The organism is Chitinophagales bacterium (genome assembly GCA_041392475.1).
In the GTDB taxonomy this organism is placed as follows: Bacteria; Bacteroidota; Bacteroidia; order Chitinophagales; family UBA2359; genus JAUHXA01.
The window spans coordinates 1,193,500-1,210,863 of record JAWKLZ010000002.1 but is presented as its reverse complement, the minus strand read 5'-3'; the positions used below and the strand labels follow the sequence as shown (position 1 = coordinate 1,210,863).

Here is a 17,364-nt window from a genome sequence, read left to right as displayed (position 1 = left end):
AGCCATAATTCAGATGAATAAAAGGAAGTTGAAAATTTTAGTATGTCACAAGCAATTGAAATAAAAACGGAGAGGAGCATTATTAAACCTCATAAAATGACCAATATTACCTTTTTCGCAGCATTGTTTTCTCAATTACTTCAACTTAGTTTGATTTGGTATTTGGTCTATTCCTTCCATATAGAAGCAGATTTATGGTTAGAGCGATTTTTGTTTTTGGTGATGGGATTCTTTTTCATTCATTCAGTTAGCCCTATTCGATTTAGACCCATTGTTTTTTTCTTCAGCTTCGTGTTCACCCTATTTTTGTTTTTAAGGTTTGGAGATGCAGGAACTTTATTACTCATGGGATTCGGCATTTTGGGGCTTTGCCACCTCCCTATTTCTATGACGATTCGCCGATTATTGGTCTTATCTGTGGGAATTTATCTAGCACTTGCCAGAATAGGAATTGTTTGGTCGCCTTTGTCTAATCATGGACTAACAGTTTTTGCCGCTATTTTCATGTTTCGCACGATTGTATATCTGTACGAATTGAAGTATGAAAAAGAATCTGCTTCTATTTGGCATCGGCTGAATTACTTTTTTATGCTGCCCAATATTGTCTTCCCCCTATTTCCCATTGTAGATTACAAAACCTATTTAAGCACTTACTACAATCAATCCGATACCTTTATTTATCAGCGAGGCATCAATTTAATTCTGTGGAGTGTGATTTGTTTTTTAATCTATCGTTGGTTGTATTATTTTGCAGTGCCAGATTTGACAACGATTGATGGAGTTGAGAAAGTGAGTCAATACATCATAGCTACTTATTTGACAGTGATTCGCTTGATAGGAATATTGTCTTTGTCTGTTGGTGTATTGCGTTTGTTTGGCTACAATCTGCCCGACATCTTCAATTATATGTTTTTTGCAAGTAGTTTTTCCGACTTATTTAGACGAATCAATATTTATTGGAAAAGCTTCCTAATGAAGTTGTGTTATTATCCTGTTTACTTCAAATTGCGTAAAACTACACCGAAACATGCCTTACTATTATCTGCACTGATTACCTTCTTTTTTACTTGGTTCTTCCATATCTATCAGTGGGCATGGATATTGGGTAGCAATCCCATACGTTTTACAAGTGTGTTGTATTGGAGCATATTTGGAATTTTGGCTACAACGAGTATGCTGTTGGAAAACAAAAAATACACGCCTTCCAAAACTTTTGCAGGGTGCGTGTTTCATGCAGCAAAAGTAGTTGCAGTGTTCTTGTCCATTGCAGTGTTGTATTCGATGTGGACCAATGCGACCTTAGAGGAGTGGCTTGCCATAATTCAACTGGCTTTTATAGACGATTGGGTAAGTTGGCTGCGTGTAGGAGTGTATCTTCTAACTGCTATTTTATTGCTGGGAATTGGCTTTTTCCTCTATCGAAATTACTTACAAAACTATTCTTTAAAAGCAGGAACTCCTACATGGAGCTATCTATCTTTGACTGCAATGTATTTAATCTTATTTTTATTTGTTAGAGAGAATATTAATTTGGATATTGCTAAGTTTGCAAGAGGAGGAGAATTGAATGAAAATGATGCCAATAGAGAGTATGAAGGTTATTATGAAGATATTTTGAAGGTAGATATATCCTCCCAATTGTGGGATGACCAAATAAATGATTTCTTGGTCAATAATAATTGGAAAAACATATTTTTTATTCGTCCAGTTTATCAAGCATGGAAAGATGTCAACGCAAAGATTTCGACCGAAATGCCTGATGATGCAGCGGATTCTTTTTCTCAACAGGATTTTGTTGAGAACAGAAATGATGTGATGTTGTTAAAAATGCTTCCCAACCAAAAGGCATCTTTTCGTGGAAAGCGGTTTTCTACCAACAAGTGGGGTTTGCGTGATAAAGACTATGAAAAAATACCTCCACCGAATACCATAAGAATTGCTATTTTAGGAGGTTCTCCTACAATTGGCTATGGCATACATGATGAAGAAGTATTTGAAAGCATTACCGAGCTAAGACTAAACGAAAATTTTGGCTCTGATTCCCTACATTTCGAAATCATTAATTTTTCATTGGGTAGCGGAACACAGGCTTTCCAACTCGCTTATTTATTAGAATCGGAAGTGCAAACTTTTAAACCCAACTATGTGATATTGGTGGATCACTTCTCAAGAGCACAGAACTTGTTTGGTCCACTGCAAAGAATACTTACACAGAAAAAGAAGCTTTATCCTGAACTGGAAAAAGTTTTAGAGTCACAAGAATTTGATGAAAATACCATCATTACACCTGAAAAAGCAAACCAAACAGGCAAGTTTATCAAGGAATGGTCATTGTACCATTTTTCGACAATCTGTAAAAAATACAATATGAAGCCTATCTTGTTGTACTACCCTTCTTTAGGAATAAAAGATGACTTCAAAAAATACAGGCTTACCGTGAAACAAGCAGGATATGAACTATTTAACTTAGAAAATGTATATGACAATTATATATATGATGACCTTCATGTATCAAGAATAGACAAACATCCAAATGCCAAAGCACATCAATTGGTGGCAGATAGGCTCTACAAAGAATTGGTAGATTATTTAAAACTTCAATAAAATCATACAATGAGTACAGACAAACAAGCCATTATTAACCAAATCAGAGCGTACATCCTCGAAGAACATTTTTCGGATGCTGCGGAAGATTTGAAGAATGACATGCCACTTATTTCGTCAGGCATTATAGATTCTATATCTGTGCTGCAATTGGTGGACTTTTTGGAAGAAACCTTTGGAATAGAGTTTGAACCCCATGAGGTAGATCACAGCAATATGAACAGCATTGACCTCATGGTTGCGTTTGTTCAATCCAAAATAGGATAAACCCTTCAAAATGAACCCTACTTTATCCATCATGCTTCAAAATGTAGCAGCCCAATCCAGTCCTGACAAAACTGCATTGGTTTGTCAAGAAGAAGCCATCAGTTACCGAAAACTTCAAGAAGCATGGCAGCATTGGAAAAATACTTTATGCGCTGCTGGCTTACAAGCCCAAAAGCGAGTTGGTATTTTGGCAAATTCCAAAAAAAATGCTCTGTTCGCCATAGGAGGCGTAATTTTGGCTGAAAACGTCTATGTTCCATTGGATAAAAACGCCCCAATTGAGCGAAACCTACACATCATCGAAGACAATCAACTTCACGCGCTGCTGCTCGACAAGACAATAGAGCCATCATATCTACCTCATTTGCAGCAATACGATTGTGTAGAATTGGAAGAATTTTACCTACTCCAAAGACCACAAAACCCAATATTGCAGCAACCAATTCCCGACGATTTAGCGTATATTCTCAACACCTCAGGCTCTACAGGCAAACCCAAAGGAGTGATGATTACACACGACAATGCGCTGAGTTTTGTGGATTGGGCAGACGAAACCTTTGGTTTTTCCGAAAACGATGTATTTGCTTCAATCGCCCCTTTCCATTTCGATCTATCCATTTTTGATGTCTATGTGGCATTGAAGAACAAGGCAACTTTGGCGTTGTTTGAACCCGAAGAAACCCAAAACCCTCGACTGTTGGCAGCTTTGTTGGAAAAATACAAAGGTTCTATCCTGTATGCCACCCCAACACTTTTGAGTGCTTTGGTAAACTATGGCAAACTTCAACGCTATGACCACAGTGCTTTACGATGTGTGTTTTTTGCAGGAGAAGTATTTCCCATTCCGCCTTTGCGAAAACTAAAAACTCAGTGGGAACAAGCCCGTTTTTTCAATCTTTATGGCCCTACTGAAACCAATGTATGTACATGGTTTGAAATCCCTTCAATAGCAGCCGACAGGCTACAACCCTTTCCGATAGGCAAAGATTGTAGCCACATACAAACGAAAATCATGAACAATGAAGCAGAAGGAGAGTTGTTGGTAAGTGGCAGAGCAGTTACCCCTGGCTATTGGCAGCAGATGGCAAAAAGTCAAGCAGTATTGGAGAAAGATGAAAACGACACTCAATGGTACAAAACAGGTGATATTGTGAAGCGCAACGAAGCAGGAGATTATGTGTTTTTGGGGCGTAGAGATAGAATGGTGAAGCGCAGAGGCTACCGCATAGAACTGGACGAAATAGAAAAATGTATAGGGCAAAATGTTGATTTAGAACAAGTAGCCGTAGTAGCGCATGAGGCAGAACAACATCAAATAGTGATTATTTGCTACTACAAATTGAAGCAAAATCACTCACCACAAAAGGCAGTTTCCTCCAATGAATTGCGGGAATACAGCCTGAGCGTACTACCAATTTATATGTTACCCGACAAATTTGAAGCCCTTGAAAATATACCCACTACTTCAACTCAAAAAGTGAATTACCAAGCCTTGTTAGCGCAAGTTCAAAAATAAAATGACATGAGCCTCGATTTGACCACTGCACAACAATCGCTAAAGACCGAAATCATTGCATTTGCAGAGCAACACCTCAACCAAGGTGCAGCGCAAAGAGATGAACTGCAAGAATTTGACCGAACGCTTTGGCAAAAAAGTGGTGCATTGAGGTTGCCAGGATTGGCGGTTCCCGAATCTTGTGGAGGTAGAGGTTTGGATGTAGTTTCTACGATGGTGGGTTTAGAAGCATTGGGATATGGATGTAGAGACAATGGCTTCAGTTTTGCGATTGGCGCACATCTATTGGCTTGTGTCGTACCGATTTGGCTGTATGGAAATGAGCAACAAAAAACAAATTTATTGCCCTCGCTTTGTGATGGTACATGGATAATAGCCAATGCAATGACCGAATCAGAAAGTGGCTCGGATGCCTTCAATATGCAAACAACGGCAGCAAAAAAAGGCGACTGTTTTGTATTGAATGGCGAAAAAAACTTCTGCTCCAATGCACCCGTTGCAGATATGCTGTTGACCTATGCTGCAACAGATAGAGCAAAAGGAATGTTTGGAGGCATCAGTGCTTTCATCCTGCAAAAATCACTGAAACAGTATGAATTAGGTGGCAAAGTCGACAAAATGGGATTGCGTTCCTGCACCATGAGCAGCGTGTTTTTTGACAATGTATCTTTGTCCAAAACTGATTTGCTCGGCAAAGAAGGTGGAGGGGCGGTGATGTTCACCAAATCCATGATATGGGAACGAATTGGATTGAGTGCCGTACATTTGGGAACTTTGCAGCGACTGCTCGAAGACACGATTGAAGTGGTGAAAAAGCGAAAAAAAGCAATTGGAACGGCATACGGAGAAGATTTTCAAGCAGTATCGCATCAATTGGCAAGCATAAAAGTAGAATTGGAGGCTGCTCGTCATCTTGTGTATCATGCGGCATGGCTGCTGCAAAACAAAAAATCGGCAGACCTGTATTCTTCTATGGCCAAATTGAAGGCATCAGAACTGTACAAAAAAGACACGATGGAATTGTTGCAAATTCAAGAATCAATGGCTCACTCCAATGATGCGAATATGGTTCGTAGCTTCAAGGATGCAACAGCAAGCACCATCTACTCAGGCAGTTCCGAAATCCAAAAAAATATCATTGCAAAACGTTTGAAGATTTAAACACATACAAAAATACAATAACAATGACTCACATACCAAAAAAATGCGAAGTATTGGTAATAGGCGGTGGCCCTGCTGGTTCAATGGCTGCGGCTTTGTTGGCACAAAAAGGAATTGATGTGGTTTTGTTGGAAAAAGCAAAGTTTCCGAGATACACCGTAGGAGAGAGTTTGATTCCTCATTTCTGGAAATTCACAGATGCCATTGGTGCATCAGAAGCCATTGAAGAAGCAGGTTTTATCAAAAAAGCAGGCGGATTTGTTCATTGGGACGGTGTTTTGCGGACAGTATCTTTTCGCAATTTTGGCTTCACTCGACCAGCCCTTCATGTAGAAAGGGCAGAGTTTGACCAGATATTGCTGGATAGATGCAAAGAATTGGGTACAAAGGTAATCGAAGAAACAACAGTGAAAGGGGTGGACAATGGCGAAGATAGCGCAATCGTTCGCTATCAACATACGAACACCAAAGAAAAAGGAACGATTGAAGCCCAGTATGTGATTGACGCAAGTGGACGAAATGTAGTGGCAGGGAAGCAACACGATCTGATAGATTTTGACGAAAACTTTAAGTTTCAAGCCTATTGGGCTTACTTCAATCAGTCCGATTATTTGAATAGCAAAGGAGAAGTCACTGCTTTTGAAAATAGATTTGACGACCCTCCAATGACCATGATTTCCGACACAGGAGAATGGGGATGGGTCTGGCAGATTGTACTGAAGGACAAGGTAAGTTTGGGCGCTTTGATTCCACGAACCCACTTGCAAAAATTTAAAGAGGGTGGAGCAACTTTAGAAGAACGTTTTTTGACCTATATCCGCCAAACTCCTTTGACGAATAAGTTGATTGAAGAAGGGGAACTCGTCAGCAAAATCAGAACGGTACGGGATTATGCCTACAAGCCTCAAAAACTGGCTTTTGATAGATGTTATTTGGTGGGAGATGCAGCCGCTTTTTTTGACCCCATCAACTCCGAGGGCATTACCATTGCCATGTATGGTGCGACCGTAGCAGCATGGGCGGTTGAAAAGTCCTTGCAAAAACCACATCGCAGCGAATTTTACCGAGATACTTTTTGCCGAAACCTTCAGGTACGCCTCAATCTGTTTCAGCTATTGGCTTTTCCTGATGAAATGGTTCCCAATCATTTGGTCGAACAAATCCGAGAGAGCATTCTCAACCAAAGCGACGATGAAAACTATCTTACCTTGGCGCAACTGATGCTCACAAGTCGAGGAAAAGATTTTCCTGAACTGCTCGCTTCTATTGGACTCTCCGAAAAAGAAGTTTGTCAAACGATGGAAGTTCCTGATGAGCTGCTACAAGCCTTAGTTTAAGGCAAATTCAAATTCAACTTCAAAACTCAAATTCAAACAATGCTTTGGAAACAAGTATATTGCGCTTTAGAATTGGCTAATTTAATACTTTAAATTGCCTAAAAAAAAAATCAATTGGATACCTAATTTGCTTCAAAAACAAATGGAAAAAACAAATACAGCTTCTTTTCACTTATTTTCCCTGCTCCTTCAATGGCTGCAAATAGCGGCTTGTGTTTTCTTATTGAATGCCTGCGTGAATAACCATGAACATAGTCCAAATGAACACGGACATAAACATGCTGAAAAAGAAGATTTGGTAAAACATCCCGAAATAGACAGCCTATATTTGGATATGACGGCTATCAATCAGACAGTAGATTTTCACAAACCTTTGGAAAAGCCGATATGGCAGAGTGGGAAGGGGGCATCACACATGAAGGATGAGGATACAGTTATCGGTATTGAGGTGGAGGACCAAGCGTATGCACTTCCTTGGTGGATTCTAAAAAATCACCATGTTGCTAACTTGACTTTGGGCGAACAGGCTGTAGTGGTGACGCTTTGCGAAATGTGTGGAAGTGGAAGTGCCTTCAAAGCAGTAGTGGGCGGCAAGAAAATGAACTTTCGAGAGCATGGTATTTACAAAGGAACGTGGTTTATGCGTGACCAAGAAACAGATTCTTTTTGGTTGCCTTTTGAAGGGAAAGCTTTTTATGGTGCTTTGAAGGATTCGGCACTGACTCATATAGACACTTATCAGATAGCGTGGAAAGATTGGGGCGAAGAAAATCCGAATACAATGGTGCTATATGATTCTCAAAGTAAAAGAGAGGGGCATGGTGCAAGAGAATACCTTGGCTATGATAGAATTGCGCCTATTTATAGGGGTACTTTGCCTGATTCTATTGGCACTGATTTACCGATGTTTGACATTGTATTGGGAGTAGGAAGCGAAGGTGTTTACAAAGCCTATTCGATGAAGGATTTGGATGCGGAGGGCAAGGTCTTGCAAGACACGCTTTCTGACGGAAGCACAGTAGTTGTTTTTCACAAACCCAACACGACAATGGCAGGAGCTTTTGTTCCAATAATAGAGGGTCAATCGGTTTCATTTATGGTGGATAATCAAGGCGATATTAGGGACGAACAGACCAACAGCAGGTGGAACTATTTTGGAGAATGTGTTGAAGGAAAACTTCAAGGGACACAATTGTCTTCACATTTTTTTATTGTCAAAGAATGGTATGGTTGGTATGGGTACCATCCAAGTACGGACGTTTTTGAAAGAAGATAATGCCTGTATGAAATGAATATTTTCTGCAAAATAGCACTTTTGGGTATTCTGCTTTACCTTTTTCATGGTTGTCAATTGATGCAGCAAGAAGAAAATCCCTACTGTACATCGGGTAAATTGACCATAGAAGTAACAGGGAAAAAATACAATTGGTATTACCGTTTTGCAGGGTTAGACCAAACGCTACATACAGAGGATGATATAATAAGTAAAAATGAAATTCATGTTCCTACATATACTTCCATTGAGTTGGTATTCAAAAGCGAAGACTATCTGTATTTTTTCAAGATACCCGAACTGGAACAAGCGCAAATAGCTGTTCCCGATTTAACACACGTCCTTAATTTTCAGACATATTCTTCTATGTCCTACACCATCAAAGGCGATCAATTGTGTGGATTTTCTCACACCTCGCTTTTCGGTGAATTGGTCGTTGAGAAGCCTTCAAAATTTATACTTTGGCTTCAAAATATTGCTTCACAAAAAATAGATATACACAATGAGCAAGAAACCTTCTACAACTAATATTTTATTGGCTTTGATGCTACCGATACTCTTGATGGGAGTAGGATATTGGGCACTTCAAAAAACAAGTGACAACGATGGTAGCAACCGCAATCAAAACATAGTGACAAAAGAAGCCTTAACGCCAACATGGATGGCCGAAAGGCAACAAAATCAATTGAAGGCTGCTGCCAATTATACTGCTTTCCACAATTTTTCCTTTGAAGATAAAGTAGTAGAAAGTGGTATTGATTTTCAGCATATAGTTGTTCCCAATGCTGCAAAAAACTATAAAGCAGTTCATTATGACCACGGCAATGGAGTTGCGATTGCAGATGTGGACAAGGATGGGTTGTATGATATTTATTTTCCGTCGCAAGTTGGAGCGGGTGAACTTTGGCGAAATATTGGAGGAGGGGAATTTGAAAACATCACTGAAAAAGCGGGTTTGCTGCTTACTCCAAACCAAACCTATGTTTCTGCTTCTTTTGCAGATATAGACAATGACGGAGATCCTGACCTATATATTTCTGTCATCAAAGATGGCAATTTGTTGTTTGAAAATGATGGCAATGGACATTTTACCGATATATCTGCCAAAGCAGGCGTAGATTGTAAAGCGCATTCTTCAGGTGTACTCTTTTTTGATTACAATATTGATGGCTTATTGGATATATTGGTCACAAATGTAGGTATTTATACAACCGAAAAAATAGATACTTTTGAGATTGAAGGAAAATCTTATACTTTCTATGACGGGAGAGACGATGCTTTTGCAGGACACATAAAGCCTGAATTGGCTGAGAGCAGCGTTTTGTATAAAAACTTGGGGAACAACACTTTTGAAGATGTATCTGAAACGACAGGCTTCATAGACAAATCTTGGAGTGGCGATGCGGCTATCATAGATGGCAACAATGATGGCTACCCTGATATCTACATGTTGAGTATGCAAGGAAATGACGAATACTATGAAAATGTGAAGGGAGAAGCATTTGTGAAAAAAAGTAGATCGGTTTTTCCAAAAACTTCTTGGGGAGCAATGGGCATTGAAGTATTTGATTTTGACAACGATGGATTACAAGATATTTTTGTCACGGATATGCACTCCGATATGTTTGAAAACGATGCTTTTGGAGCGAGTGAAAAAGACAAAGTGTCCATCAATCAGCCCGAGAGTTTTTTGAAAAGCGAAGGGCAAAGTATTTTCGGCAATACCTTTTTCCGCAATCTCGGTAATGGGCAGTTTGAAGAAATTTCCGATGTTATCAATGCAGAAAATTATTGGCCTTGGGGCTTGAGTGCTGGAGATTTGAATGCAGATGGTTTTGAAGATGTCTTTATTGCTTCTTCGATGAATTACCCCTACCGATACCACCCCAATTCGGTATTGCTCAATGATGGCAAAGGAAAGTTTTTGGACAGCGAGTTTGTATTGGGCGTTGAACCTAGACGGAACAACCGCTTTGCAAAACCGTGGGTAGAATTGGACTGCAAAGGTGCGGATAAAGGGCATAACTACTGCAAAGCTGACGATGGTCAAAAAACACTTTGGGGGGCATTGGGCAGCCGCTCTTCGGTCATTTTTGACTACGACAATGATGGAGATTTGGATATCATCACCAATGAATTCAATGATGTGCCCATGGTCTTAACCAGCAATTTGTCAGACCAAAAGAAGGATATTCAATACATCAAAATCAAACTGGTGGGAACGGCTTCAAATAAGGATGGCATTGGTGCAAAAGTGGTAGTGAAAACCGAAAATAAACAATACACCAAAGTAAATGACGGAAAACTGGGTTATTTGTCCCAAAGTGTTTATCCTTTGTATTTTGGATTGGGAGATGCCAACTCGATAAGCAAAATTGAAGTGATTTGGCCTACTGGCAAACAACAGACGATTACAGACGAAATTGTGCTAAATGATTTGATGACAATCAATGAGTTGTAAATAATTCATTGGTGTTGAGTATTTTATCAAGGCGAGGTGTTTTTGCAAACAAAACAAAACATAAACAATCCAAATGTATGGTTCAGGTATTCAACAAGTACAAATTCTATCTATTGTTTGTCGGTTTCGTTCTTTTGTTGTGGATTCTCAATGTAGATTTTGAGAGTATAGACCTACGCATTTCTGGCATTATGGCTTTCGCTTCTTTTGTAGCGGGAGGCTCATCGGAAGGAGGAGGCGCTTTTGCTTTTGTGCCGATGACCCTATGGCTAAAGGTACACCCCGTTGTGGCCAAATTTTTCAGCTTGATGATACAATCTGTGGGAATGACAGCAGCGAGTATTTACATTTTTTGCAGCAAAAGAGTGCAGTTAGATATAAACTGTATTTTCCGTATTAGTATCGGTGGATTATTGGGAGCCTTGGTCTGTATTTTTGTACTGCAAGGGGTATTTAATGCAAAGCAGTTAAAAGTATTTTTTGTGAGCCTGTTTTTAGCATTTGCCATCATCATTTCTATCTTCAAATTGCAGAATGTCCGCCTCGTTGCGAGTGTGGATAAATGGGATGATTACCTGATTCTTCCTGCAATCGGATTTGTTGGAGGAGTTGTTTCCAATTGGATAGGAAATGGCATAGATATTATTTGCTACATCGTGTTGGTGTTGTATTATCGGATGGATATCCGAACGGCTACTTCCATGAGTATTGTGCTGATGGCCATACAAAGTGTGATTAGCTTTGCGTGTTTTTTGATGTTGGGCAACTTGCCAGAGGAGGTGATTGGAATGTGGATGAGTGCTGTTCCAATTGTCGTATTTGGAGCACCTTTTGGAGCGTACTTTGTCACAAGGGTTTCCAATGAGTTGATTGCTTCTTTTTTGAAGTTTGTGATTGTTTTACAGTTCATTGCAGTCTATGTAGTGCTTGATTTTTCACTTTCACTGTATCTATTGTCAGTTGGCACCATTGTAGGCGCATTGTTTTTGTTTTTTGCTTTGTATATTGTGTCGCCTTTTAGAATGAAGAAAGCAAAGTTTTAATCACAAAAGGCTGTTTGTCAAATAATTGTTGTTTTCATGCTATTACTTCGAGTTGTAAAAACCCAATTCTCCAAATTCTTTTGCCCCCATTATAGGGCGTTCTGCAATGGCTGCCAAACTATGAATGCGTTGAATCAATTCTAAATTGGTTGCCAAAATTGTTCGTTTTTGATCCAACCAAATATTGTCTTCCAAACCTACTCGCACACCGCCTCCTGCTGCAATGGCAATGCTATTTGCAGCAAGTTGATGATTGCCCAAACCTGCCAAAGACCAATGACTATTTGAAGGCAAATCCCTTACCATCAATCCAATAGTGGCTAAATCCAACTGAGCATTGAAGATATTGCCGACCAACAAATTGAAGTAAAAAGGAGGCCGTAAAATACCTTTTCGTATCAAGTATTTGCTATAATGAATCATACCGCTGTCAAAACACTCCAATTCTGGATGAACGCCCAACTCATTCATCTTCAAAGCCAATTTTTGAATCATTTCTGGAGAATTCATGCTTGCCTGCGTGGAGAAGTTGAGAGAACTGAGCGTCAAAGAACCCATATCGGGCTGCAATTCCAATACTTGTGAGCGTTTTTCAAATTCGGGATTGCTTCGACCACTAAGCGAAACACCGAGTACCAAGTCGGGGCAGTATTTCCTGATTCCTTCTACAATCTCTCGGTAAATGTTAATTTTATAGGTAGGTTTGCCGTCTTCACTTCTTGCATGAAGATGAACGAGAGTAATGCCTATTTCATAGACTTCATGGACTTGTTCAATGATTTCACTCGGAGAAATCGGAACATGAGATGTTAGTGATTTGGTGGGAATCATCCCTGTTGGAGTAAAATTGATAATAAGTTTTTGCATGGAATAGGATATGGAGTTTTCAATATAGCAAAATTTGTTTGACTTAAGTAGTCAGCCATATTTATCTTAACAATTAAAATTTTCCAAACAACTGTTTATCAGTATGTTTTTTGATTTTAATTGTCATTTTAATTTACTACTTAATAGCGGTAAAAATAGACCTATCATTGGCGATTTTTTTAAAACAATGAAAAAAAAAGGATTTAACATTGATTTTATAGGTATAGGTGCTGCAAAAGCAGGTACTACATGGGTAGCAAAAATGCTCTATGCCCATCCACAAATTTGCCTTTCTGAACCCAAAGAGGTGCATTTTTTCAATGCGAAACGCCCATTTATTCGCAATCAAAATAATGACAATTATCAAAAAGGACTAAAGTGGTATGAAAAACATTTCACTCACTGCTTATCCAATCAAATCAAGGGTGAATTTTCGACTTCTTATTTGGCAGATAAGGAAGCTGCTCAAAGAATGAAGACTCATTTCCCAAATGTCAAAATAATTGTTTGTTTGCGAAACCCCATAGATAGGTTTTACTCTAACTATAATTTTCGCAAACATCGTTTGCAGTATGAAAAAAGGAACTTGGATTTGGTTGTCAATCAAAAAGATGCCTATGTAAAACAAGGTTTGTACTACCAACAACTCCAAACTTATTTAGAGCATTTTTCAATGGAGGATATTTACTTAATCTTTTTTGAAGACATTAAAAACTGTCCAGAAAAAATCTTGAAAGAACTCTACACTTTCTTAGGTGTGGATAGAGATTTTTTACCCGAAGATGTATATGAAAAGAAAAATGCTTCAAAAATGGCTCGTTTGCCAAATGTCGAAAATTGGATTCGAGGACTTAGTTTTTTAGTTGTTTCATTGCATCTAAATTGGTTGATAGTGTTGTTGAAAAAATGGGGCTTCAACGATTGGGTAATGAAAAAGATAACCAAGTCTTACACCTACCCTCCAATGTCACAAGATATGAGAGAAAAACTAAAGCCTGTTTTTGAAGAAGATATCAATAACTTGGAAAATTTATTGAAGAAAGATTTATCTCATTGGAAAAAATAGGTCAGCAAGTATTTTGGAAGACTTATTTTGACTTCAATAGGTAATTCATATACCGCACCAATCGAATGGCGTTTTTGATAAATGGATTGTCTGCATATCTAAAAACCTTTGCTTTGTGATAGACAAAGTAGAGAAATTTGGTTTGAAGTGAAACAAAATAGCAAGATAGCAAACTTCGCTTTTTGTCCAAAAATACAACTTCTTTCTCGTCTGTCACCACTATTCTATTCCCTTGCTCTTTTTCCACAAAATAATTGGGATTGGCAGTTTTATAGGTTTTAAAATTTTCACCTTTTTTGTAGCCCAGCAGTTGAAACTCGGTAGTTGTTTTCATTTGTTTCGAAGGAATGACTGCATCCAATGCTTGACCCGCGTCTATCAAATAACTTTTTGATAATTGATGGTGTAATTGATGTATCAACCAAATACTCAATACGCCTGCAACAAAAAAATAGATAGTCGGCTCATTGTTTAATGTTTGAGAGTGCTGCAATATGGTCTGTAAAAGTTCTTCCTTCTTTTCGGAAGCGGCCACTCCATGAACGGGAATGTAGTGAAAACGATTTATTTTCAGCAGTGTGCCGAAATCTTTGAAGTAATCGGGCCCTACAATTACAATAGTATGACTGTGTTTTACTTTTTCAAAGAAGCCTTCCAACAAACCATTGTAGCTATAGCGTCGCCAAAGGATTCCATTGAAGGGGATGTAGTGTTTTGGCAAAAAATGTTCTATCATCAATTGGCGGTCTCCACAGCGCATCATTCTACATTTCAACGGGCTGTTGGTAGAAAGCAGTTTGAAGTTATTGTAGGTAGGGATATACGAATTGATTGAATAGGGAGGGATATCTGTTGTATAAAAATCCACATCTGATACGCCAAAGTAGAAATTATCTGGCATTTGGTCGAGTCGAAGCATTAGCTTCAATATATCAAAATACAAAGATGGAGTGTAGCGTAGGGAAGAACGGTCGTGTTTGACCCCAACCATCGCCTCACTCAGTTGTTGCAAATAATCATCTGTGTATCGGATTTTCCGCAAATTGGGTTCGACAATCATTGCAGCCAAAATATCGTCCCAAAAACCATGCAGTTGTTTTGAAAAAGAAAAGTCTTCTCCTGCTTCAATTTTGTCTAAAAAAAAATCAATGCCTGGATTGTAGATTTTAATGGTAGAACCTTTTGATAAGGGAATTGTATTCATAATCCATCTTTTAGGGTACGAACTACTTTTGCAGGCACGCCATAAGCGACTACATTGGCGGGCAAATTTTTGGTGACGAGGGAACCTGCTCCTACCACAGTGTTTTCTCCAATACTGATTCCATCTATCACATTGCAGCCAATGCCCAAGGTGACCCCTTCTCCTATACGACATTTTCCTGCTACATTGGAGGCAGGATTGAAGGTACAAAAATCGCCTATATGGGTGTGGTGTCCAATGCTGACACTTCTATTGATGCTCACAAAATCGCCAATGTGGGTTTGTGGAGCAATCACGACATTTGGATTGATGTGAATACCCGTTCCCATCGTAATGGTAGAAGCCAAAACTGCATCGGGGTAAATAAGGTTCAGATACCTTGTTTTATCAATCCCATAATTTTTTTGAAAATGCTCAAAAATCAACTTTTTTGTGTTCGTTCCAAATACACCCAATGAACAATGTTGCACTTTTGTATAATCAACATCTTCATCTAATACGATTGAATAATTGGCGTTTGCGGTGGTAAAGGGAAAATTTGGAGTATAAGGCAAGTTTCGTATAATCTGAATGTCTATAGGATGGGCGTAGGAATGGTGGATGATTTCAAAGATCATGCTTAGTGTCAATTCCGAAAGACCGAGAATGGTGAGTTTGTTTAATTGTTTCATTTCGAGATAATTAAAGTATTTTCACTTTGACTTCAATAGGTAATTCATATACCGCACCAATCGAATGGCGTTTTTGATAAATGGATTGTCTGCATATCTAAAAACCTTTGCTTTGTGATAGACAAAGTAGAGAAATTTGGTTTGAAGTGAAACAAAATAGCAAGATAGCAAACTTCGCTTTTTGTCCAAAAATACAACTTCTTTCTCGTCTGTCACCACAATTCTATCCCCTTGCTCTTTTTCTACAAAATAGTTGGGATTGGCAGTTTTATAGGTTTTGAAGCCTGCTTCTTTTTTGTAGCCCCGCAATTGAAATTCGCTGCTTATTTTCATTTTTTCAGGCGGAATAGCTGAATCAAGTGCTTGCCCAACATCTATCAGGTAACTGTTAGGTAGCTTGTTGTGTAAACGACTGATGAGCCATAGACTTAGCGAACTGGCAACAAAAAAATAAATAGCATCCTCATTTTGCAACGTTTTTTGGTGCTGCACAATGGTTTGCAACAATTCTTCTCTTTTTTCAGAAGCTCTAAATTGGTCAATCGCAATGTGGTGGAATCGCTCAATATCTAATAATTCGCCAAAGTTATGGTAGTAGTGAGGGCCTACAATGGTGATATGGTGGTTGTCCTTTACTTTTTCAAAAAAAGGTTCGAGCAAACCATTGTAGCCGTATCTCCTCCAAATAATGCCATTGAAGGGAATGTAGCTTTCGGGTAAAAAATGCTGAATGATCAGTTGTCGGTCACCACAGCGCATCATTCTACATCTCAACGGGTTGTTGATAGAAAGCAGTTTGAAAGTATTGAAGTTGGGAATATAAGAATCAATAGAATGAGGAGGAGAGTCTTGTGGGTAAAAATCTAAATCAGAAACACCGTAAAAAAAATTATCGGGCATCTCATCCATTTTGCTCAACAGTTTCAATACGTCAAAGTACATACCATGAGCCATTTGGATAGAAGACAAGGTGATCAATACCTCAGACATTGCCGTGCTAAATTTCTGAAAATAAGCATCATCCTTTCGGATTTTCCTCAAATCTGGATACGCAATCATAACGGCTAAAAGAACATCCCAGAAACCGTGTAATTGTTTGGCGTATGAGAAGTACGCTTTGGCTTCAATTCTGGCTAAAAAGAACTCTATAGAAGGATTATAGACCTTTATTGTAGATTTTTTTGATAATGGTATCTTTTTCATAATGCTTTTTATGAAATGGCAGGTCGAATAATTTTTGCAGGTATTCCATAAGCCACTACTCCTTCAGGAATATCTTTGGTGACAAGAGAACATGCGCCAATGACGCTATTTTTCCCAATCGTGATGCCATCTACAATGTGCGCTCCCATCCCAAATAAAGTTCCTTCTCCTATTCGGCAATTGCCTGCAATTTGCACTCCTTGGTTCATAGTGCAGAAATCTCCAACATGGGTATGGTGTCCAATGATTGTGCCTTTGCTAATGGTAACAAAATTTTCTATATGTGAATAGGCAGACAATACTACGTGATCGCTAATATTTATTCCTACTCCAAGTGTGCTTGTGGAGTATATGACGGAATTTGGGCTGATGATATTTGTATATTTGTTGGAAGTCACTCCATGATTTTTTTTGAAGTAATCAAATACCTGTTTCTTTACAACACATCTATGAACTCCTATTAGACAATTTTTTATGTTAGAAAAATCTATGTCTTTATCAGCTACAATCTCATGAGCCAAACCCTCTATGGCAAAAGGAAGTTTAGGTGTATAGTCTATATTTTTGATGATGGTTACAGTTGCATTTTTATAGCTACAGGCAGCAATAGATTCGAAGATATAGCTTAAGGTGGCTTCTGATGTACCCAGAATATTGAAGTGTTCGGTTGGCATTATAAAAATTTAGTTTA

Annotated in this window: 15 protein-coding genes; 10 read left to right on the top strand and 5 right to left on the bottom strand. The window is 38.7% G+C overall.

All coding sequences use genetic code 11. The features are described 5' to 3' along the window. The first annotated feature begins 96 nt into the window (after positions 1 to 96). The 9 genes from R3E32_18255 (at position 97) to R3E32_18215 (ending at position 11,662) form a co-directional block, all read left to right on the top strand. A complete protein-coding gene (locus tag R3E32_18255; GenBank protein ID MEZ4886677.1) occupies positions 97 to 2,604 on the top strand; it encodes a hypothetical protein in 2,508 nt (835 codons plus the stop codon). A 9-nt stretch (positions 2,605 to 2,613) separates the two neighbouring features. After that, positions 2,614 to 2,871 (top strand): phosphopantetheine-binding protein, encoded by a 258-nt coding sequence (locus tag R3E32_18250; GenBank protein MEZ4886676.1) that lies wholly within the window; start codon positions 2,614 to 2,616, stop codon positions 2,869 to 2,871. A 10-nt stretch (positions 2,872 to 2,881) separates the two neighbouring features. Then, entirely contained in the window at positions 2,882 to 4,387 is a 1,506-nt protein-coding gene (locus tag R3E32_18245) for an AMP-binding protein (protein MEZ4886675.1), read from the top strand. 6 nt (positions 4,388 to 4,393) lie between these two features. Next, a complete protein-coding gene (locus R3E32_18240) occupies positions 4,394 to 5,548 on the top strand; it encodes an acyl-CoA dehydrogenase family protein (GenBank protein MEZ4886674.1) in 1,155 nt (384 codons plus the stop codon). A gap of 23 nt (positions 5,549 to 5,571) precedes the next feature. Then, on the top strand, positions 5,572 to 6,885 hold the full coding sequence (locus R3E32_18235) for an NAD(P)/FAD-dependent oxidoreductase (GenBank protein ID MEZ4886673.1): 1,314 nt from the start codon (positions 5,572 to 5,574) through the stop codon (positions 6,883 to 6,885). Between the two features lie 142 nt (positions 6,886 to 7,027). Next, entirely contained in the window at positions 7,028 to 8,161 is a 1,134-nt protein-coding gene (locus tag R3E32_18230; protein ID MEZ4886672.1) for a DUF3179 domain-containing (seleno)protein, read from the top strand. Positions 8,162 to 8,173: 12 nt separating this feature from the next. Beyond that, positions 8,174 to 8,686, top strand: coding sequence for a hypothetical protein (locus R3E32_18225; protein MEZ4886671.1), 513 nt, complete (start codon positions 8,174 to 8,176; stop codon positions 8,684 to 8,686). Then, positions 8,661 to 10,619 carry a CRTAC1 family protein gene (locus tag R3E32_18220; GenBank protein ID MEZ4886670.1) on the top strand — a complete coding sequence of 653 codons (1,959 nt, stop codon included), beginning with the start codon at positions 8,661 to 8,663 and terminating at the stop codon, positions 10,617 to 10,619. The genes R3E32_18225 and R3E32_18220 overlap by 26 nt, the downstream gene beginning before the upstream one ends. Before the next feature lie 77 nt (positions 10,620 to 10,696). Continuing rightward, positions 10,697 to 11,662: a sulfite exporter TauE/SafE family protein gene (locus R3E32_18215; protein MEZ4886669.1), complete on the top strand. Its 966-nt coding sequence runs from the start codon at positions 10,697 to 10,699 to the stop codon at positions 11,660 to 11,662. Positions 11,663 to 11,704: 42 nt separating this feature from the next. Here R3E32_18215 and R3E32_18210 read toward each other — a convergent pair whose 3' ends face one another. Further along, entirely contained in the window at positions 11,705 to 12,529 is an 825-nt protein-coding gene (locus tag R3E32_18210) for a 3-keto-5-aminohexanoate cleavage protein (protein MEZ4886668.1), read from the bottom strand. 187 nt (positions 12,530 to 12,716) lie between these two features. Here R3E32_18210 and R3E32_18205 point away from each other — a divergent pair, with 187 nt between their 5' ends. Further along, the gene (locus tag R3E32_18205; protein ID MEZ4886667.1) at positions 12,717 to 13,595 is read left to right on the top strand and encodes a sulfotransferase domain-containing protein; all 879 of its coding nucleotides are present in this window, start codon (positions 12,717 to 12,719) and stop codon (positions 13,593 to 13,595) included. Positions 13,596 to 13,617: 22 nt separating this feature from the next. Here the strand turns inward: R3E32_18205 and R3E32_18200 are convergent, their stop codons facing one another. The 4 genes from R3E32_18200 to R3E32_18185 are packed head-to-tail and all read right to left on the bottom strand — an operon-like array spanning position 13,618 to position 17,347. Continuing rightward, entirely contained in the window at positions 13,618 to 14,799 is a 1,182-nt protein-coding gene (locus R3E32_18200) for a hypothetical protein (GenBank protein ID MEZ4886666.1), read from the bottom strand. Further along, the gene (locus R3E32_18195) at positions 14,796 to 15,470 is read right to left on the bottom strand and encodes a hypothetical protein (GenBank protein ID MEZ4886665.1); all 675 of its coding nucleotides are present in this window, start codon (positions 15,468 to 15,470) and stop codon (positions 14,796 to 14,798) included. The genes R3E32_18200 and R3E32_18195 overlap by 4 nt, the downstream gene beginning before the upstream one ends. Positions 15,471 to 15,491: 21 nt before the next feature. After that, on the bottom strand, positions 15,492 to 16,673 hold the full coding sequence (locus R3E32_18190; GenBank protein ID MEZ4886664.1) for a hypothetical protein: 1,182 nt from the start codon (positions 16,671 to 16,673) through the stop codon (positions 15,492 to 15,494). Between the two features lie 8 nt (positions 16,674 to 16,681). Then, entirely contained in the window at positions 16,682 to 17,347 is a 666-nt protein-coding gene (locus R3E32_18185) for a hypothetical protein (GenBank protein MEZ4886663.1), read from the bottom strand. Positions 17,348 to 17,364: the final 17 nt, after the last annotated feature.